This is a genomic window from Mesorhizobium sp. M7A.F.Ca.US.011.01.1.1 (assembly GCF_003998295.1).
Lineage (GTDB): Bacteria > Pseudomonadota > Alphaproteobacteria > Rhizobiales > Rhizobiaceae > Mesorhizobium.
The window spans coordinates 1-19061 of sequence record NZ_RZRT01000081.1; the positions used below are offsets into that span (position 1 = coordinate 1).

Below are 19061 nucleotides of genomic sequence, written 5' to 3' on the forward strand. Positions count from 1 at the left end.
TCTAGCCCAGCACCAGGACAATCACGACTTGCTGTCGGTGCGGCTGGATGCCCTTCGTGCCTCGGTCGATGTCACCGACGATGATGTGGCGGGCGCCATTCGGCGCGCCCGGGACGAGGCTTGGGCAAGGCATCGCGATGACCTGACCGGCGAAACTGCGGATGATTTCGCGGCAGCACTGGCCCGAGACGACAGCGTCGCGGCAGGCCGTCTGGCTAACGCCCGGGAGCTCGTTGAGATTCGCAGCACAAACCGCAACCTCGCTGAAGCCGCGGCCAACATCGCGCATGCGCGCGACCAACTTGCACGCATTGGCTCGGATCTGGAGGCAATGTTCTTGGAAATTCGCGCAGCGGCAAGAGACTTGCTCGGCCCGTGCGAGGAAACATCCCCCGAGCAGCTGATCGAAATGATCGGGGATCGCATTGCTGCCCGGATCGATGCGCTCGCGGCCTGGGAGGAGATCGAGCTTTCCCGCAAGAAGACCGAGCGCTCGGTTGATGAGGAAGGGCGAATACGCCTGGAGCTGAGCGGTGCGCTGGCGAGTGTCGGCGTCGGTTCAGATCTTGGTGACAGCCTGGAGACGGTCATGGCGGTGGCAGAGCTGTTCCTTGAAAGGCAATTCAAAGTGGACGCTGAGTGCACCGAGGCGCTCAAGACCGTTAGCGCAAGGCAAGATGACTTGGCCGCCAGACGTCGAGCCATCGAAGTCGCTGAGCGGCGAGAGGAGGAATGGCTAACCGGCGTTGCCGAAGCGCTCAAGGGGACATGGCTCGAGAGCGGCATCTCGGCGCCCGGCGTCGGCGGCGTCCTCGATCAATTGGCTGAACTGTCCAAATGTCTTCAAGACCGCGGCGCCATGCAACTCCGTATCGAGAAGATGGAGGCCGACAGGAACAATTTCCTGGTCGACGTTACCGCCATTGCAGCCGAAGCGGACGAGGCGGCCGACGACGACGAACCGGAACAGCTCGCGATTCGACTTGCCGAGCGCCTGGAGCGCGCCGAGCGCACGCGCGAGGCCAAGGCAAGCCTCGTCATTGACCTGCAGCGCTTGGAGGATGGGCGTGAGATCCTCGATGCCGAGATTTCGGCACATGAGCGGCGCAAGAACGAGGTCCTGAGCGTCTTTGGCGTGGCCACGCTATCCGAAGTCGTGCAACGCGACGAACTGCTGCGCGACAGGGATCGCCTGCGCACAGCCGTGGCCGAACTCGAGGAGCAGGTGTCGTCCGAACTCGGGGTAGAAGGGTTCGAGCAGGCGCGTTCGATATTGGAGGCCGTCAATCTCGACAGTCTCGCAATCGAGAAGGCCGAAGCGGAGCAACGGCTTCGCGACCTTGACGAGGTGTTGCAGCAACAGCTCATTCGGCAGACGCGCGCGACCGACAAGCTGGACGCCATTGGCGGCGACAGCGCTGTTGCTCGCATAGATGCCGAACGGCGTACGGTCCTTCTGGAAATCGAGGAAAAGGCCGTCCGCTATATCGAGCTCAGATTGGGAATAATGTCGGCTGGAAATGCTCTGCGTCTCTATCGCGAGCGTCACCGCTCCGGGATGATGGAGCGCGCATCAGACGCGTTCGCCCTTATGACGCGCGGCCAGTACTCTGGCCTGACAACTCAACCTGTGAAGGGTGGGGAAGTGCTCATCGCGTTGCAGCGCGATGGGCAATCCAAGGTCGCCGATGCGTTGTCAAAGGGCGCGCGCTTTCAGCTCTATCTGGCCCTGAGGCTTGCGGGGTACTACGAGTTTGCGCAGTTTCGGCCCTCCGTACCCTTCATCGCAGACGACATCATGGAAACCTTCGACCATGTCCGTTCCGAGGAGGTCTTCAGGTTGTTTGGCGAAATGGCAAGTGCCGGTCAGGTGATCTATCTTACGCATCACCAGCACCTATGTGAGATTGCCAAGGCTGTTGTGCCGAGCGTAGCGATTCACGAACTTGGATAGTAATGGGTGATTGTGTCGTAACCGCTCGATGAGGGCGTTTTGCGCTACCAATCATTTGATGAGGACGTCGAGCTAGTAGCAAGTAAGCCAGGTTGCCAGTCCGAAATATGTGGACATTTTTCGGACATGAGCGAGACTCGATCCGACCTGAAGGCTCTCATCCAAGATCGCATGGTGGCAAGTCCACCACGCACGGCCTGGACGCCTGCGGATTTTCTTGACCTTGGCAATCGCGATGCGGTGGACAAGGTGCTGCAGCGGACGGTCAAGGCCGCTGAGCTGCGGCGGATTGATCGCGGACTGTACGATCGACCGACATTCAACACCCTGACCCAGCAGAAAAGCCCACCAGACCCCCGTCGCGTCATTGATGCCGTAGCACGGCGCGATCAGATCCGGGTCCTCGTCGACGGCATGACCGCAGCAAATGACCTCGGTCTGACTAACGCGGTGCCGGCTCGCATCGTCGTTCACGCCGACGCGCGGTTGCGGCCGATTCGCCTTGGCAACCTCGACATCACCTTCCGGCCCACGTCGGCCAGCAAACTCTATTGGGCAGGGCGTCCGGCAATGCGCGTCGTCCAGGCGCTGCATTGGATGCGCGATATGCTGGGCCAGGATGACGGAAACCAGAAACTGTTGCGGCGTCTGCGCAGACTGCTGAACGATTCCGACCAAGGTGAGCGCCTCCGGGGCCGATCTGGCCGAAGGCCTGCCAACCCTTCCCGCTTGGATGCAAGTTTTTTTGAAGTCCCTGCTGAAGGACGCGGCCGAGATATCCCAAGCCCAGCTCCAGCCGAACGGGACTACGCCACCGAGAATGCCGAGCCAATCAATTCTGCCTATGACCAAGTTTTGAGCGCCGACGCCGAGACAAGGGCGGGCCTGTTTACGACAACAGCTCAGCGTCATAGCTCCACGCCGCAGAATATCGAAAAGGACTTCTGGGTGTGCTGGACCTTGGACGCGCTGTTCAACGGCATGCCCGAACGACAGTCCACGGCTGCTATTCAAAGGGGGCACCTTCCTTTCCAAGGGGTTCGGCCTGATCGGCCGGTTTTCGGAAGACATCGACGTGACTGTGTTCCGCGATGCCAGCCCGTGACCATAGCCCTTGCGGAAGCCACTGGGCTCGGATGTCTTTCGATGGGGAATCGACCTTTTCAACCACGGCTATTACTGGGAAGCCCATGAGGCTTGGGAGCCTCTCTGGCACGCTGCGAACGGAGCACGCAGCACCGCCTGTTCTTCAAAGGCTGATCCTGCTGGCGGCAGCCGGGGTGAAAATCCGTGAGGGAAAGCGGGTCGCTGCCGTGCGCCATGCGACAAAAGCTGCCGGGCTTTTTCGTCAGGTGGTGATGATGCCCAGCCGGCTCTTTGAGACCGCACTCGGATGACACCTGCCGCGCTTGCAGAATATGCCGAAGCAGCCGTACCTTCCCGGATTTTGCCAGAACCAAAGCCTGACCAGCCCGAGCCGTTTTCGATTTTATTCTCGCACCAAGACTTGAGAGTGTCTGATCGGCAACCCTTGGTAGGGTTCAACCCAGCTCCGCCTGTGGAAGGCTGGTTACTCCCGCCTATTTTGTGTCCGGGCTACATAGGCCGATGGATCTGCAGCAATCAGGCCGCGGTCTTCGTGCGCGTCCGCTTCACCGGCGCCGGCTTTTCCGGTTCTTTCGGCTTTCGGCCGAGCCCCATCGTCTTGGCCAATGCCGAGCGCGCTGCGGCATAGTTCGGCGCGACCATCGGATAGTCCGCTGGCAGGCCCCATCTGGTGCGATATTCGTCGGGCGTCAGGTTGTGGTGGGTCGCGAGATGGCGTTTCAACGACTTGAACTTCTTCCCGTCCTCAAGACTGACAATGTAGTCCGGAGTGACCGATTTCTTGATCGGCACGGCAGGCTTGAGAGCCCCGGACTTATCCGGCGCAGCACCGCCGCCGGCGGTGCCCTTCAATGCGGCGTGGATCTGACTGATGAGGGCCGGCAAGTCACCGACCGGAACCGGATTGTTCGAGACAAAGGCCGAGACGACGTCGGCAGTGAGTTCGATCAGGTTACCGGCATTGCTTTCAGCTTCTTCTGTCACGAAACTCTCCTGGCGGCTTGAAAGACAGTCGGCGAAATTGTCCGTTTCATAGTGGCGGTTGGCGCCAAACGCAACGAGCGCATTGGGCATTATTGCGATGGCTGTTTCTGCACAGCGGTCATGGCAATGCAGCCCGCGTCGTGCGCGGGTTGGTCCGTCCCCCTGTTCGTCTGGGCAAGCCGGTCCAGACTGCCAATCGTTTTCTGTTGGCTCCATGCCGACTATTCGGCATCGGGCAGAGATGCTTCCGGCACTTCTTCCAAAATCGATGATAGGACGCTTGAGGAAAGAGCGTGCACAAGCGGCGTTGGAAGTTTGAGAATTCGCGGATATGCCGCACAAGATAAATGCAACGCAGAGCCGGAAGCACGATGCGACCAGGTCAGGATCGCAGGAGGAAAAGTAACCGTGACGCAGAAAGGGATCACCTTGAAGGACGTTGCCGCCGCGGCCAATGTGTCGCGCGCGACGGCGGCGCGTGCGCTCAACAGCTACGGCTACGTCGGCGACGAGACCGCGCTGCGGGTTCTGGAAGCCGCCGAAAAACTGGGCTACCGGGCCAATCTCGTGGCGCAGGCCCTGCGCAGCGGTCAGTTGCCGATCGTCGGCTTCGTGCCCGGCGACATCCAGAATCCGTTCTTCGCACGCATCGCTCACGACATCGAGGTTGAGCTGCGCAAGCATCGCCACAACCTGCTGATCGCCAGCAGCGAGGAAAATGTCGAACAGGAAAAGGAGCTGTTGGAAAGCCTGCGGTCGCTGAGCATCCGCGGCTTCATCCTGGCGCCGACCTCCGCAACCGACAGCGAGCATATCGTCCAGCTGGTGCGTGAAGGCGCGCCGGTCGTGCTGATCGACCGCGTCGTCAAAGAGGTGCATTGCGACAGCGTCGTCGTCGACAATGAGGGCGGGGCGGGCGAGGCCGTGGACTACCTCGTCGCCAATGGCCATCAACGGATCGGACTGCTGCGCGACGAGTCGCGCATCTTCACCGCGCAGGAACGTCTTGCCGGATACCAGAATTCATTGCAGTCCCATGGCATTGCGCTCGACGAATCGCTGATCAGCGTGTCGCGCTCGACCGTCGAACATGCCGTCGACGCGACCATCCGCCTGTTCAGCCGCCGCAACCGCCCGACGGCGCTGTTCACCGTGGATAGCCTGATGACCCAGGGCGCGCTTCTCGGTCTGCGCTCGATGGGCCTGTCGATCCCCCACGACGTGTCGTTGGTGGGCTTCGACGACTTCAATCTCGCCACCTTCACCGACCCCCAGATCACCGTGGTAGCCCAGCCGATCTCGGAGATCGGCCCGCTGGCTGCCAAGCTTCTGCTCGAACGGTTGTCCGGCAAGAAGATCGCGCCTCGCCATATCCGGTTCCCGACGCGCCTGATCGTGCGCGGTTCGGTTGCGCGGTTCAGCAGGCGCTGACAACGGCCGGATTCCTCCGTTTTCAATAACTTTGTCGGCAAGGGCTTGCCAATCGCGGAATTGCATGGCCATTATCCAAATGTGAGATCGATCTCACATTGATCGAGACTGATCAAAGTCTGGTGAGACGGGCGCATCGATCCTTGCGCCCGGATAGAGGCTCTACCGCATCCGAGTACAAGGAAGAACTACATGCTGAACTTCGACAAAGATCGCTTCATAAGGATTCAGAGCGGGGCCGTTGCCATCGCGGGCGAGGCGCGCTCGCTCATGCGCACGCTGATTTCGGAGGGCGTCGAGCGACTGTTTTTCATGGGTACCGGCGGCGTGCAGCTCCTGACGCTCCCGGCGATCGAACTGGCGCAGCGTTACTCCACCTTCCCGGTCTGCGCGGCATATCCGGCACAGGTCGTGCTCGACCCGCCGGCCGGTCTCGACAGCAAGGCTGTGGTTGTCATCCCGTCTTTGTCGGGTACGACCAAGGAAGGCGTCGAACTCATGGTTTTCCTAAAGAAGCGGGGCGTCCGCACGATCTCGCTCACGGGCCATTCGGACTCGCCGATAGCGCGGGAAGCTGACCACAACTTCACGAATTTCGCCGAAGACGACACATCATCGGAATCGTTCTACCTGCAGACGTTGCTGATCGTCTTGGCGCTTCTGGCCGAACGCGGCGAATATGACGGCTTCGACGCGACTGTCGCCGAGCTCAAGCTGTTGCCGGGCCTGCTCGCCGATGCCAAGGCCGCGTTCGAGGGCAAGGCCGCCGAACTGGCGGGGACGATCAAGGACGAAACCTATCACATCTTCACCGGCGCGGGATCGGTTTGGCCCGAAGCCAACTACTACGGCATGTGCATCCTCGAAGAGATGCAGTGGATCCGCACCCGCCCTGTGCACGCCGCGGACTTCTTTCATGGCACGCTCGAACTGGTCGAACCCGGCGTTAGCGTCTTCGTGTTCAAGGGCGAGGATGCGCTTCGCCCGTTGGCCGACCGGGTCGAGAATTTTGCCACACGCTACACGGACCGTGTTCGTACGCTCGACGCCGCCTCGGTCAAATTGCCGGGCATTTCCGCCCAGGTGCGGAGCATGATCTCGCCGGTCCTGCTTGCCACCTTGCTCGAGCGGCTGAGCGCGCATCTCGAGGTGCTGCGCAATCACCCGCTGACGACACGTCGCTACTACAAACGCGTTGAATACTGACCCACTCTCACCTCTGAAGGAGCTGCTAATGGAACGTTCGCTGCAAGTCGTGGCGGTCACAGTGGCCGCGGTATCATCATTGGGGCTGTCGATGGTCGGCAGTTTCGCCGCTTCGGTGCCGGTTGCGGCCGATCCCAACGCCAAGGTGGAATACAGCGGCACGCTGTCGATCCTGACTAAGTTCGGACTGCAGCAGCTGTCGCCCTATTTCGTCAATCTGGCGCAGGACTATGAAAAGCTCCATCCGGGCGTGAAGGTCGAACTCATCCAGGAGAGCGACGACAGCGTGAAAGGCAAGACGAAGACCTTGGTGGCTTCGAATTCGCTGCCCGATATCTACTTCTCCTGGACAGGAAGCTGGGGCGGCAACTTCGTGCGCGGCAATCGCGCAGTCGACCTGAGCGCCGTCATCGGCCCCGACACGGACTGGGGCAAGACGCTCTCTCCGGCCGCTGTCAAGGCATTCGAATACAATGGCAAGTTCTATGGCATTCCGCTTTACCAGGATGCCAAGTTCATGGGCTACAACAAGCAGGTCTTCGCCAAGCTCGGCCTCAAGGCACCAGCCACTTTCGATGAACTGTTGACCAGCTGCGACGCCATTCGCAAATCCGGCGCGACACCGATTTCGTTCGGCAACAAGGAGGCCTGGCCGGCAATCCACTTCGCCGGCCAGTTGCTCGCCTACAACGTGCCGCAGGCGACCTTGGAACGCGACTTCGATCCAGCCGCTGCCGATTACGGCGATCCAGGCTATGTCGCGGCGCTCAAGCAGTTCAGCCAGCTTGTCGAGCGTTGCACTGATGGAGCCGGCGTCAACGGCACGTCTTATGCCTCGGCTCTCCAGGCCTTCACCAACGCGCAGTCCGCCATGTACTATCAGGAGATCATCGAGTTCGATCAGGCCGCCACGCCGGATTCGGCCCTGAAACCCGCCGATTTCGGGTTCTTCAGACTGCCGGTGCCCGCCGGCGCCAAGGGTGATCCCAAGTCGATTGAGGGCGCGCCGGAAGGCTACATGATCAATGCGGCATCGAAGAACATCCCGCTAGCGATCGATTTCATGAAGTTCGCGACCTCCAAGGAAAACGCGCAGGTCCTGTCAGCGCCACCCTACGGCCAGCCGAGCGCCACCATCGGCGGCGCGTCGGAAAAGAACATGAGCGCTGCTGTCGTTGATGGTCTCAAGGACATCAACGCGGCCTCCTACCTCATGCCCTGGTTGGACACGGCCAACCCGCCGCGCGTCGCCGCCGTCTGGCTCTCCAGCCTGCAGGCGCTGGCAGGTGGCTCGATGACGCCCGAACAAGTGATGGACGAGGTGCGCAAGGCCGCATCCGCAGCCAAATAAAGCAGACCATGGCAAGGGCCTCGGACACAATGGAGAGCGGCGCCCTGCTTCGCGGCGTCGCCAGGCCGCAACGGCCAAAGAGGCCGCGGGCCCGCTTCGCCAATCTGTTGTCGTTGCGATGGGCGGCGATTGCACTGATCCTCATCGGCTGGTTCGTCTACTATCCGATCGTCGACAATTTCATCGTCAGCACCACCGACCAGGACATCTATACCGGCGAGGTCACCAATGTCGGCCTTGCCAATTATGACCGGCTGCTGCATGACCCGGTCGTGCTGCTGGCGTTGTGGAACAACTGCCTCTACGCCATCATTTCCGTTATCTTCCAGGTCTTCGGCGCGTTCCTGCTGGCGGCCATCATCGAGGACCTGAGGAGCGAACGCTGGCGCCGCCTGTGGCGTGCCGTCTATTTCGTGCCGTCGGCCATCTCGATCACCGTGACCGGACTGCTGTTTTATTTCATCTACCAGCCGCAGATCGGCTTGCTGGATGCCGCGCTCAGCCGCGTTGGTCTCAGCCAGTTCGTCATGCCCTGGCTCGGGAACGAGCACACCGCCATCTACGCCATCATCGCCATGAGCCAATGGCAGGGATTTGGCTACTCGACGCTATTGTTTGCCATCGCTATCCAGAAGATCCCGCGCGACCTTTACGATGCCGCAACCATTGACGGCGCCGGCCCGGTTCGTCGCCTGTGGAGCATCACCTTTCCGCTGACCCGGGAAATGACGGGGCTGATGATCATTGTCACGATCACCGGCGCGTTCCAGGTGTTCAACGAGGTCATGGTCATGACCGCGGGCGGGCCAAACAACAGCAGCCAGGTGCTGGGCACATGGCTCTACCAGAAGGCCTTTATTGAAGACAATTTTGGCTATGGCGCCGCGATTGCCGCCGTCATCTTCGTATTGACTATGCTGACCGGCGCGGCGCAGCTCTGGTACACGAAGCGCCGCCGGGTGCAGCTATGAGCGCGACGGTTGCGGTCGGGCGGATCCGGCATGTTAACGTGTGGTCCGTCTTCGCCCGGACTTTCCTCTATTCGTTCCTGGTCTGCCTCGGTGTCGTCGTGATCTATCCGCTGATCTGGATGGCGCTGAGCGGCTTCAAGGACAATGCGCAGATCTTCGGCGATCCCTTCGCTCTGCCTGCCCATTGGTCCTGGAACAACTATGTGCAGGCCTGGAACCAGGGCGTTCGGGGCTATGTCACCGTATCCGTGCTGGTGACCGTTGCCTCGGCCATATGCACGGTGCTGATCAGCGCCTGGACCGCGTTTGGCCTGACCCGAACGAGGATGCCGGCAAAGCCGCTGGTCGTCGGCATCGTGCTGGGCGGCTTGATGCTCAGCCCCACCGTGGCGATCATTCCACTGGTGAAGATGTTGCAGGCGCTCGGTCTCTACAACACCTACTGGGCGCTGATCATTCTCTACACGGCGTTCCGGGTGCCGTTCACCACCTTCCTCATCCGCGCCTACATGCTGGATCTGCCTGAAGACATCGACGAGGCGGCGACGATGGATGGCGCCAGCGAGGGTCAGATCTTCTGGCGCATCACCTTGCCGCTGTGCCGGCCGATCATCATCTCCTGCGTCATCCTGCACGTCCTGTTCGCCTGGAACGAATATCTCTTCGCCATGATCTTCACGAGCGGCTCGGATGTGCAGACACTGCCGGTTGGACTGACGTCGATCATGGCAACCCACGGGACCAATTACGCCGTGGTGTTCGCGGCCATGACGATCTCGGCCCTGCCTATCGTGATCGTGTTCTTTGCTGCGCAACGCTACTTCATCCGTGGTCTGGCCGAAGGCATCGGCAAATAACAATTCCCGAAAGGAGCCTTCATGCCGCAGCTCGCTGCCCACCAGCTGATCGGAGCCAATTTCAGCTTTCAGCACATCCCCTTCGATGAGGTCGCCAGGACGATCCGCGACTTTGGCATGCGCGAGATCGAGCTGTGGGGGATTGCCCAGCATCTGGACCTGTTCCATGCTACGGACGGGCGTGTCGAATCCGTTCGCCGGGTGCTTGCCGACAACGAGCTGTCGGCCTGGTGCTTCACCCCAGAGCAGGTGTTGTACCCAATCAACATCGCCTCCGGCGAAGCGGCACTGCGTCAAGACAGCATCGAGCGGTTTTGCCGTGCAGCCGACATCTGCGCGGCGCTTGGCGCCCGCTACCTCTTCCTGACGCCTGGCCGGGGCTACGAGAGCCAACCCCGTCAACCGGCATGGGACCGCGCCGTCGACGCGATCGGCGAGATCACCCGGCATGCCGCCGCAAACGGGGTGCGCTGCCTGCTCGAGCCGTTGCAGCGGTTCGAGAGCAACATCGTCAATGATGCGGCAGGTCTGCGCCAAATGCTGGACGAGGTGGGCGCCGGCAACGTCGATGTCGTGCTCGACACTGTCGCCATGGCCACGGCCGGCGACACCGTGGCCGGCTATGTTGACCTGTTCGGCTCGCGGCTGGCGCATGTTCATCTGGTCGATGGCACACCAGGCGGGCATCTGGTGTGGGGGGAGGGCACGCTGCCGCTCGGCCATTATGTCAGCGAACTCGCGCGCCTCGGCTATGCCGGAAAGTTCACTTTCGAGCCGTTCGGCAATGGATCCTATGCGCTGGATCCGATAGGGGCCTGGACGCGCTGCCTCAACGCTATCGAGCCGTACCTGAATCGCGCAACGGTGCTGGCATGACCTCAAAGAAGCTTGTCGCTGTCGGGGACAATTGCCTCGACGCTTACCTGACCAACGGTCTGCTTACCGTCGGTGGCAATGCGCTGAACGTTGCCGCGCAATGGCGGCGCAACGGCTGGACGGCACGGTATTTTGGCGCTGTCGGCGAGGATGCTGAGGGTGACATGGTACTTTCCGAATTGGCAGGCGTCGGCCTTTCGCCGGATGACGTCGAACGTCGCCCCGGCGACACCGCGGTCACCTTGCTTCGCGACGAATCCGGGGAGCGCAGGTTCCTGCACGAATCCTTCGGGGTTGGCGAGAATTACATGCCGTCGCCGGAGCACTATGCGATCATCGCCACAGCCGACTGGGTGCATCTCGGCACCAATGCCAACAGAGACCTTGTCCGCCGGATGGTCGCAAATCGTGTGCCGTTCAGCATTGATGTATCGACGGCGCATCTGGCACTGCCGCTCGGCGGCGTGCCGATGCTGTTTGCCTCCGGCCCGGACGATGTCGATGTCCCCATCGAGCCATTGCTGTCCGCGCTCAGGGCCGCCGGCGCGAGCCAGGTGGCTTTGACCTGCGGCCGTTGCGGATCCTACTTTGACGATGGCATGAATGACGTGGTGCATGCACCGGCGACGCTTGTCGATGTCGTGGATACGTGTGGCGCCGGCGACAGCTTTATCGCCACCTTCCTCACCGGCTTCCGTTTCGGCGGCCTTAGCGCCTCGGAGGCATTGCGCGAGGCTTCAATCGCCGCGGCGCAGACCTGCACACATCTCGGCGGGTTTCCCCAGAGACCGCGTCCCATACCAGATTGGCTGCCGGCCAAATATGCCAGCTTCATTGCCGACGCCCAGGGAGCCCGGCCGTGACGACACTGCGTTTGCGACAGCCGAAGGTGGCGCTTCCATCCGACCGCTCCTTCTGGCTGCAGGACATCGGCGCCGACACCGCGACCGAACCGTTGAGAGGCGACGTGCGCGCCGACGTGGTGATCGTCGGTGGGGGCTATACCGGCCTGTGGACGGCGCTGCGCATCCGTGAATTGGCGCCGGAAACACGGGTCATCGTGCTTGAGGCCGATCTATGCGGTTCAGGAGCTTCGGGGCGCAATGGCGGCCAAGTTCATTCCTGGTTCGCCGAAATCGACCAGATCGGTGCCGTCGTCGGCCTCGAAGAAGCGCGACAGCTCTGCGCCGACACGGTGGCATCGATCGCGGAGCTGAAGGCGCTGCAGCAAAACGGCACCATAGACATGGATCTGAGGCTGGACGGATGGCTGTGGACCGCGAGCTCAATTGCGCAGGAAGGCGCCTGGGAGAACGCGGTTGCCACGACTGCGGCTGTTGGAGAAAACCGTTTCAAGCCGCTGACGGCCGACGACATTCAACGCCGCACCGGTTCATCGGCATCCTATGTCGGAGTCGCCGAGACCAATGCCGGCACGGTCCATCCCGCCAAGCTTGCCATCGGATTGCGCAAGCTGGCATTGGCCTGCGGCGTCATCATCCACGAGCGCAGCCCGGTCCTCGACATCGAAACCGGCAGGACATGCACGGTGCGCACGGCGGAAGGCCGGGTGCGGGCAGAGAAAGTTGTGCTTGCCGCCAACGCATGGCTCTCAGCGCTGCCGGAACTGCGCCGCCATCTCTACGTCGTCGACAGCGAAGTGGTCGCGACCGCCGCCGTGCCCGAACTGCTCGACAGCATTGGTTGGCGCGATGGTGCCTCGATCTGCGATTCACAGGCACAGGTCCTCTACTACCAGCGCACCAGCATGGGCAGGGTGATCTTCGGCCGCGGCAGCGGCAATTTGGCGTTCGCCGGAAACTTCGGCGCCAGCTTCAACCGCAGCTCCGAGCATGGCCGTGACAATGTGCGGGAACTGCACAGAGTCTATCCGGCGCTGCGTGGCGTGCGGGTCGAGTATGACTGGTCAGGTCCCATCGACTGTGTACCCGAACACGTTCCGGTCTTCGATCACCTGCGCGGCCATCCCAATATTTTCTACGGCATGGGCTTCAATGGAACCGGCATCGCGCAAACGCCGATTGGCGGGCGGATACTGGCCAGCTTGGTGCTGGAGCGCAGCGATCGCTGGAGCGCCAGCGGGCTGGTCGGCATCGAGCGTCGGATGTCGCTGCCGCCCGAGCCGTTCCGCTATCTCGGCGCCAAGCTCGTCCGCGGCGCGGTGCGCCGCAAGAATGAGGCCGAGATCCGCAACCGGAAGGCGGACAGGATCACCACTCTGCTGGCTGGGCTCAAGCCGGGCCGCCGCAAGACATAAGCGACGTGCAGAGCATCTTGTCCGTCACGCCACAAGGTGGATACGACGTCACGAAAACTTCACGACAGTGCCGCCGATGCGTCGCTGTAGTCGCCGATTGTCGGCGCGTTGCCGGCAAAATAAAAGCCGGCCGGGTTTTCTGTCCAATCGCTGAAAAAAGGCTTGATGCCCTTGTCGATATGTGTGCCTAATCTGATATGAGATCGATCTCATGTCGCGCTCTCAAATTATCCTTTCTCTACGGGGGAGGCGCTTTTGGGGAGCATATGTCTGAAGGACGATGAAGAGGGAGGTTTAAGTGAGGAAATTGATCGCGTGGCTGGCATTGGCCACTACCGCGTTTGCGTTTGCGGCGTCGGCGGGTGAAACCATCGACCGGGTTACCTCGAAGAAGGCAATGGTGGTCGCCACAAACAGCGGCTGGCCGCCGCAAAGCTTCCTCGATGACAGCAATCAGTTGGTCGGATTCGACATCGACGTCTCGAAGGAGATCGCAAGGCGCCTCGGTGTCGAGGTCAGTTTCGACACGCCGGACTGGGCGACGATGACGGGCGGCCATTGGCAGGGACGCTACGATCTGGGTGTCGGCTCGGTGACGCCGACCAAAGCGCGGGCCAAGGTGATCGATTTCGAAGGCATCTATTATTATAGCCCCTACGTTTACGTGGTTCACAAGGACAGCCCGGCCAAATCGGTCGCCGACCTGAATGGTAAGATCATCGGCGTCGAGACCGCCACCACGTCGGAGGATTTCATCCGCAGACAACTCGAGATCGATGCTCCCGGCCTGCCGCCCATCGAATACAAGCTGGAGCCCGGTGAGATCAGGACTTTCGCCGACTCAATGCTGCCGTTCGACGATTTGAGGCTCGGCGACGGCGTGCGCCTCAACGCGGTCATCGCACCGGAACAGACGGCGCAGAACGCGATAAAGAACGGCTACCCCCTGCGTGTCCTAGAAGGCGGCTATGCCTTCCGTGAGCCACTGGTGGTGATCGCGGAAAAAGGTGATGGCGAGTGGAATGCCAAGATCGGCGGCATTCTCGACGAGATGAAGAAGGACGGTACCCTCGCGAAGCTGACCACCAAGTGGTACGGCAAGGATTACGGCGCCGACTGAGGAGCGTCGTGGACAAGCTTGAGCGGGATACATTCAATTGACATCCCGCTCCATCTGTTTTGTTTCAGCTGCATTTCCACGACACCGGGCGGCTCCGCCTGCCTGCAAAATGCTCTAGTGCCACCACCTCATCATACTGATCATGACATATCCTGACACCTATTACGGACGCACGCTTGCCGACAACACCATCAGACCGGCGCTGAGCGGCGTTTCGGAGTGCGAAACAGTCGTTGTCGGAGGCGGACTGGCCGGCCTGACGACGGCGTTGCAGCTGGCTCGCGCCGGCCAGCAGGTCGTCGTGCTTGAGGCGCAGCGCATCGGCTTCGGCGCTTCCGGTCGCAATGGCGGCTTCGTCAATCCCGGCTTCGCCACCGGCACCGACAACATCGCCGCGATGGCCGGCGTGGGCGCGGCACAAAAACTGCACCGCCTGTCCATCGAAGGCGTCGACTTCGTGCGGCAGACGATCCGCGATCTCGATATCAAGGCGGCAGAGCCGCGCTCCGGTATATTGAGCGTGCTTCGCCACGATGGTGGCCCCGCGCTCAAGGCATATGCCGAGCAGCTGGCGCGGGATTTCGACTATCGGCTCGACTATCTCGATCGCGACCAGGTGAGAGCGGTGCTGCGTTCCGATCGCTACCACCAAGGCCTGCGCGATCCCAGCGCCTTCCACATGCATCCGCTTAACTATCTGCGCGCCGTTGCTGGCGAGATCGAACGGCTGGGCGGCAGGATATACGAGAGAACGGCTGCCGTTGAAGCCAACCTTGACGGCGCCGAAAAGGTCTTGCGTACCGACAGCGGCGAAGTGTGCGCCCGCCAGGCCGTATTTGCCACCGGCGGATATACGGGGCCACTGGTCAGCCGGCTGCAGCGGGCATTCCTGCCGATCGCCACTTACGTCATGGTGAGCGAGGAGGCGCCTGACCTCATCGCCAAGGCGATTACGACGACCGACGCCGTCGGCGACAACCGCCGCGCAGGCGATTATTACCGTGTTGTCGAAGACGGCAGGCGGCTGCTCTGGGGAGGGCGCATCACCACCCGGGCAGCGTCATCGGATGTGTTGGCGAGGCAATTACGCCGTGAGATGATCACCACTTATCCGCAGCTCGAACAGCTCAAGACCGAACTCGCCTGGTCCGGGCTCATGTCTTATGCCCGACACCTGATGCCCCAGATAGGCCCGTTGCAGCCGGGCGTCTGGTACCTCACGGCCTTTGGCGGCCATGGCATCAACACCACGGCGATCGCCGGCAAGCTGATCGCCGAAGCCATACTGGGGCAATCGGACCGCTACCGGCTGTTCGCACCATTCGGCCTTGCCTGGGCGGGCGGCCCGGCTGGACTTGCGGTTGCGCAACTCACCTACTGGAAGCTGCAGGCGCAGGATTGGTGGCGCGAGCGCGCCCGTTGACCACAGGGAGATCGAGGACGTGATCGGCCGACTGTTGCTCAACCACCCGGACGCGGCGCGCCGCGTTGGCGTGTTCTTCATGCTCGCCGCCTTCGCCGCCGGCCTGTACGGGCTCGGCATCAAAGCCAGTTGGCTCGGCAAGCTTGTTCCGGGGGCAGTCGAGTGGCTCGCCGCCAACCCTGAGATCGGGCGGGCGGTCTCGGCGGTGCTGATCGCACTGATCGTGGCGGCGAACTGGAACGCGCTGCGGTATCTCAGCCGCAAACAGCAGATTGTGGCGGTTTGGATAGAGCTGTTCGTGTTGTTAATGCTGTTTTTCTATTCCTTCGACCTGTCCTTCGCGTTCATCGCCAAGAAGATCGGCTTCCTCGTCTCGAAGGGTGTAGTGACGACCCTCTACATTTCGGCGATTTCGATCGCCATCGCCACCCTCATCGCCTTCGTTGGCGCCATCGCCAAACTTTCCCGCAACGGCGTGGTCTATGGGTTGGCGACCTTCTATACCTCTCTGTTTCGTGGCTTGCCGCTGCTGATGCAGATCTACATCATCTATCTCGGCCTGCCGCAGATTGGCTACGTGATCGGAGCCGTGCCGGCCGGCATCATGGCGCTGTCACTCTGCTACGGCGCGTACATGACCGAGATCTTCCGTGCCGGCATCGAAAGCATCTCGCGCGGCCAGACCGAGGGTGCTACGGCACTCGGCCTTAGCGCTAACCAGACGATGTTCCTGGTCATCCTGCCACAGGCGATGCGCGTCATCGTGCCGCCGACCGGCAACCAGTTCATTGCGATGTTGAAGGATTCCTCGCTGGTCTCGGTGGTCGGGGTCTGGGAGATCATGTATCTCGCACGCACACAAGGCCAGACCGAGTTCCGCCACATCGAGATGCTCATCACCGCCTCGATGATCTATTGGCTGCTCTCGATGGGGCTCGAATTCCTGCAGTCGCGGATCGAGGACCGGTTCGGGCGCTCACTCAAGCGCTGATCGTCATCCGTGATTTCGCCAAAACGAGTTGCTCTTTACTGCTGCAGCCAGCTTCGGAGAGCAGCAGCAGATTGGCGACGTCGGCAAGAGTGAATTACCTGTCCGGCTCGGCCCGCGCATGGTAAAGGGTCTCGCCAACTATGACGGGGTGGCGATCATCGCTGCGCGGGCCGATGAGCCCTTCGCCTCGGTAGACGATCTGTCATCATAAGGCGCTCCGTGGACGATGTTGAGATGGCAGAGCTGCCTTGGGGCCTTCAGCCAGGGAAGTTGGCGGCAGGCCATTCACCGTCAGCGTGCTGAGGGCAGGACTGTTCCCAGTCATCGTTGCCTCGTTCGGGCATCCGAGTTCCGGCACCAAAGCCGGAAAATATCATTTGGACCTCAGTCGCTGCGTAGGATTTTCGCTTCTAAGGCCGCTGTAACAAAGGCCCGTCTCGCTACCGGCGTCCGGGCTTCACCACGCAGAACCTGAAGACACGCATCCATGGCCAGTTTTCGCTTCTCCGTCCGATGAGGGACACTTCGCAGCAGGATCGTGGCTGCGTCGTTCACATCGAATATGACGCGCTCACGGTCATGCCGGCCAATTTGCACCACCACGGGCCGGACGAACCTGCTCGACATGCAATCACTCTCTCAGTTCCGACTTCGATACCGGTCTTCGCGTATCATGACGTAGGGTCAATTTACACATTTGTGGCTAGGGCCAGAACAGAACTGACGGTTGTCCGATCTCAAGACAAGTTGCCTGTCCAATTTCAGCAGGCCGCTACCCAAAATCAGACCGGTCTTGGTGCGCAAGAAAGCACAGCGGAATTCTGCCGCGTCCGGAAGGTGAAGCGGCGCTTGGTCTTCGGACTTTCCTGAAGCCCGTGCCTTCTCTCATGGTGTCAGCCTTGACGCGGCCGCTGCCGCAATGCCGACGCTTCTAATGGTGCGCGGATGCCCGGAGAGGAAGAGGGCGGGCGGGTTGCGGTGGCGGGTAAAGGTCCGGGAGAGAGTCTCCCGGCGCCCGCCAAGGAGCAACACCCATGAACCAGATGGAAATTCTTGCGCCCAAGGGTAACGAGCGTGCCGGTTACAAAGTCGACGTCAGCCGCGGCCAGCGCATAGGCCGCGTCTCGTCAGAATGGTTTAACCGGCCGGCGGACGAGCGATACCTGTCCCTCAACGACCTTGGAAATGCGGTGAAGAGCCGGTCGGAGCGCAGCAAGACCCGCATCGTCGAAAGTGAGCTGATCCGCGTCGAGGCCAGCCGCGACGATCCGGAGCGCCTGAGGCTAATGCTGCCCGATGCGCCTGGCCCTGTTGCCCCCACGCATTGGAGTTTTGGCCAACTCGCCTCCTTGGTCGGCGCACCAGCCACCTATCTGCGGCAGCTTCCAGCCCCGCTCGCGGCGATCAACCTTCAGCACGCTCTCCTCAACCACCGCGCCGAACAGGTTAAGACGCTGGAAATCGAGAACGGGCGCCTCGAGTTGCGGGCGGTGACAGGCCCGGATTACGGCAGAATATTTGACTCAGAGCTGGTGGGCGCCGTGCAAAAGATTGCCGGCAACGGTACCGGCGACACGCGCTGGAAAGTGCCCGGCGTGCTGGACTGGTCGACGGGAATCTACAATCCGCACGTCGACATCTCTAGCGACACCACGACGCTCTACGCTTCTGATCGCGATATCTTCCTGTTCCTCGTCGACGATCTGAACCCGATCGAGGCCGGGCGGCTGCCGAATGGGGAACCGGATCTCTATTTCCGCGGCTTCTATTGCTGGAATTCCGAAGTCGGAGCCCGCACCCTCGGCATCGCCAGCTTCTATCTACGTGCAGTGTGTCAGAATCGTAATCTGTGGGGCGTCGAAGATTTCGAGGAAATCACCATCCGCCACTCAAAATACGCGGCCTCCCGTTTCGCCCTGGAAGCCGAGCCGACGCTGATCCAGTTTGCCGATTCCTCGCCCATGCCATTCGTCAACGGCATCAAGACGGCGCGGCAAAGGGTCGTTGCCAGAGACGAAGACGATCGCCAGGGCTTCCTGCGCAAGCGCGGCTTCTCCAAGTCCGAGACCACGAAGATCATCGATACTGTTCTCATGGAGGAAGGCAGACCACCGGAATCGATCTTTGATTTCGTGCAGGGCATCACGCGGGTCGCGCGCGACAAGCCGCATCAGGATGTCCGCCTGGAAATGGAGGGCAAAGCCAAGAAGCTTCTCGACTTCGCCGCCTGATCCTGAGGAGGCCGGCAACGAACAATTCCGTCGCCGGCCTTGCCACCAGGCCGTCTCCATCAATTCCAGCGCCGTCCTCCTAAGCAAGAGGACAGCGCTCTTTCGTGGGAGTACGCGGTGACGCCAACATGCCGAAGGCGCCTCGGGTGCGGCTCGGCTGCGTCTAGATCCGCGAGCCGAAACCAGCAGCGCTTCATGTTGAGCCTGCAAGTCGGGAGGCGGCGCTGGCGTGAGGCCTGGAGGCAGAGGGGGGAGGGGAGGGTTGCTGACGGGCTTGGAGG

General features: G+C 61.4%; 15 protein-coding genes and 4 pseudogenes. 17 read left to right on the top strand and 2 right to left on the bottom strand.

The genetic code is table 11. The features are described 5' to 3' along the window. The 4 genes and pseudogenes from EOA13_RS33950 to EOA13_RS39130 all read left to right on the top strand — a co-directional run. Positions 1–1954, top strand: a pseudogene (locus EOA13_RS33950) (hypothetical protein); the annotation flags it as partial. A 171-nt stretch (positions 1955–2125) separates the two neighbouring features. Continuing rightward, positions 2126–2566 (top strand): annotated as a pseudogene (locus EOA13_RS33955) (DUF6088 family protein); the annotation flags it as partial. A gap of 219 nt (positions 2567–2785) precedes the next feature. Further along, positions 2786–3047 (top strand): annotated as a pseudogene (locus EOA13_RS33960) (nucleotidyl transferase AbiEii/AbiGii toxin family protein); the annotation flags it as partial. Between the two features lie 21 nt (positions 3048–3068). Further along, positions 3069–3248, top strand: a complete 180-nt coding sequence (locus tag EOA13_RS39130; protein ID WP_245490560.1) for a DUF309 domain-containing protein — start codon at positions 3069–3071, stop codon at positions 3246–3248. A gap of 329 nt (positions 3249–3577) precedes the next feature. On the opposite strand, the gene EOA13_RS33970 is transcribed toward EOA13_RS39130, so the two are convergent. Continuing rightward, the gene (locus EOA13_RS33970; RefSeq protein WP_206535344.1) at positions 3578–4045 is read right to left on the bottom strand and encodes a MucR family transcriptional regulator; all 468 of its coding nucleotides are present in this window, start codon (positions 4043–4045) and stop codon (positions 3578–3580) included. 408 nt (positions 4046–4453) lie between these two features. Between EOA13_RS33970 and EOA13_RS33975 the strand changes: the two genes are divergently transcribed. The 12 genes and pseudogenes from EOA13_RS33975 to EOA13_RS39135 all read left to right on the top strand — a co-directional run. Then, complete coding sequence (locus tag EOA13_RS33975) at positions 4454–5476, top strand: LacI family DNA-binding transcriptional regulator (RefSeq protein ID WP_127297618.1); 1023 nt, start codon at positions 4454–4456, stop codon at positions 5474–5476. Between the two features lie 192 nt (positions 5477–5668). Beyond that, the gene (locus EOA13_RS33980) at positions 5669–6682 is read left to right on the top strand and encodes an SIS domain-containing protein (protein ID WP_127297605.1); all 1014 of its coding nucleotides are present in this window, start codon (positions 5669–5671) and stop codon (positions 6680–6682) included. Between the two features lie 28 nt (positions 6683–6710). Beyond that, a complete protein-coding gene (locus tag EOA13_RS33985) occupies positions 6711–8033 on the top strand; it encodes an extracellular solute-binding protein (protein ID WP_127297606.1) in 1323 nt (440 codons plus the stop codon). A gap of 8 nt (positions 8034–8041) precedes the next feature. Then, entirely contained in the window at positions 8042–9004 is a 963-nt protein-coding gene (locus EOA13_RS33990; RefSeq protein WP_127297607.1) for a sugar ABC transporter permease, read from the top strand. After that, positions 9001–9861, top strand: a complete 861-nt coding sequence (locus EOA13_RS33995) for a carbohydrate ABC transporter permease (protein ID WP_127297608.1) — start codon at positions 9001–9003, stop codon at positions 9859–9861. The genes EOA13_RS33990 and EOA13_RS33995 overlap by 4 nt, the downstream gene beginning before the upstream one ends. A gap of 21 nt (positions 9862–9882) precedes the next feature. Beyond that, entirely contained in the window at positions 9883–10737 is an 855-nt protein-coding gene (locus EOA13_RS34000; protein ID WP_127297609.1) for a sugar phosphate isomerase/epimerase family protein, read from the top strand. Further along, complete coding sequence (locus EOA13_RS34005) at positions 10734–11600, top strand: PfkB family carbohydrate kinase (protein ID WP_127297610.1); 867 nt, start codon at positions 10734–10736, stop codon at positions 11598–11600. Before EOA13_RS34000 ends, EOA13_RS34005 begins: the two co-directional genes overlap by 4 nt. Next, a complete protein-coding gene (locus EOA13_RS34010; RefSeq protein ID WP_127297611.1) occupies positions 11597–13015 on the top strand; it encodes an FAD-binding oxidoreductase in 1419 nt (472 codons plus the stop codon). The genes EOA13_RS34005 and EOA13_RS34010 overlap by 4 nt, the downstream gene beginning before the upstream one ends. A 298-nt stretch (positions 13016–13313) precedes the next feature. Then, complete coding sequence (locus EOA13_RS34015; protein WP_127297612.1) at positions 13314–14135, top strand: transporter substrate-binding domain-containing protein; 822 nt, start codon at positions 13314–13316, stop codon at positions 14133–14135. A gap of 142 nt (positions 14136–14277) precedes the next feature. Next, positions 14278–15558 (top strand): FAD-binding oxidoreductase, encoded by a 1281-nt coding sequence (locus tag EOA13_RS34020; protein ID WP_127297613.1) that lies wholly within the window; start codon positions 14278–14280, stop codon positions 15556–15558. Positions 15559–15577: 19 nt separating this feature from the next. Further along, complete coding sequence (locus EOA13_RS34025; RefSeq protein WP_127297614.1) at positions 15578–16549, top strand: amino acid ABC transporter permease; 972 nt, start codon at positions 15578–15580, stop codon at positions 16547–16549. Between the two features lie 204 nt (positions 16550–16753). Beyond that, positions 16754–16913, top strand: a pseudogene (locus EOA13_RS39135) (SOS response-associated peptidase); the annotation flags it as partial. A gap of 20 nt (positions 16914–16933) precedes the next feature. On the opposite strand, the gene EOA13_RS34040 reads toward EOA13_RS39135, so the two are convergent. Then, positions 16934–17176 carry a DUF982 domain-containing protein gene (locus tag EOA13_RS34040; protein WP_127297616.1) on the bottom strand — a complete coding sequence of 81 codons (243 nt, stop codon included), beginning with the start codon at positions 17174–17176 and terminating at the stop codon, positions 16934–16936. 407 nt (positions 17177–17583) lie between these two features. Between EOA13_RS34040 and EOA13_RS34045 the strand changes: the two genes are divergently transcribed. Beyond that, complete coding sequence (locus tag EOA13_RS34045; RefSeq protein ID WP_127297617.1) at positions 17584–18780, top strand: DUF932 domain-containing protein; 1197 nt, start codon at positions 17584–17586, stop codon at positions 18778–18780. Positions 18781–19061: the final 281 nt, after the last annotated feature.

Bases quoted from the DNA above. Each gene is read 5' to 3' on its own strand.
- EOA13_RS33980 (WP_127297605.1), top strand. From the start codon at position 5,669: ATGCTGAACTTCGACAAAGATCGCTTCATAAGGATTCAGAGCGGGGCC.
- EOA13_RS33985 (WP_127297606.1), top strand. From the start codon at position 6,711: ATGGAACGTTCGCTGCAAGTCGTGGCGGTCACAGTGGCCGCGGTATCA.
- EOA13_RS33990 (WP_127297607.1), top strand. From the start codon at position 8,042: ATGGCAAGGGCCTCGGACACAATGGAGAGCGGCGCCCTGCTTCGCGGC.
- EOA13_RS33995 (WP_127297608.1), top strand. From the start codon at position 9,001: ATGAGCGCGACGGTTGCGGTCGGGCGGATCCGGCATGTTAACGTGTGG.
- EOA13_RS34000 (WP_127297609.1), top strand. From the start codon at position 9,883: ATGCCGCAGCTCGCTGCCCACCAGCTGATCGGAGCCAATTTCAGCTTT.
- EOA13_RS34005 (WP_127297610.1), top strand. From the start codon at position 10,734: ATGACCTCAAAGAAGCTTGTCGCTGTCGGGGACAATTGCCTCGACGCT.
- EOA13_RS34020 (WP_127297613.1), top strand. From the start codon at position 14,278: ATGACATATCCTGACACCTATTACGGACGCACGCTTGCCGACAACACC.
- EOA13_RS34040 (WP_127297616.1), bottom strand. From the start codon at position 17,176: ATGTCGAGCAGGTTCGTCCGGCCCGTGGTGGTGCAAATTGGCCGGCAT.
- EOA13_RS34045 (WP_127297617.1), top strand. From the start codon at position 17,584: ATGAACCAGATGGAAATTCTTGCGCCCAAGGGTAACGAGCGTGCCGGT.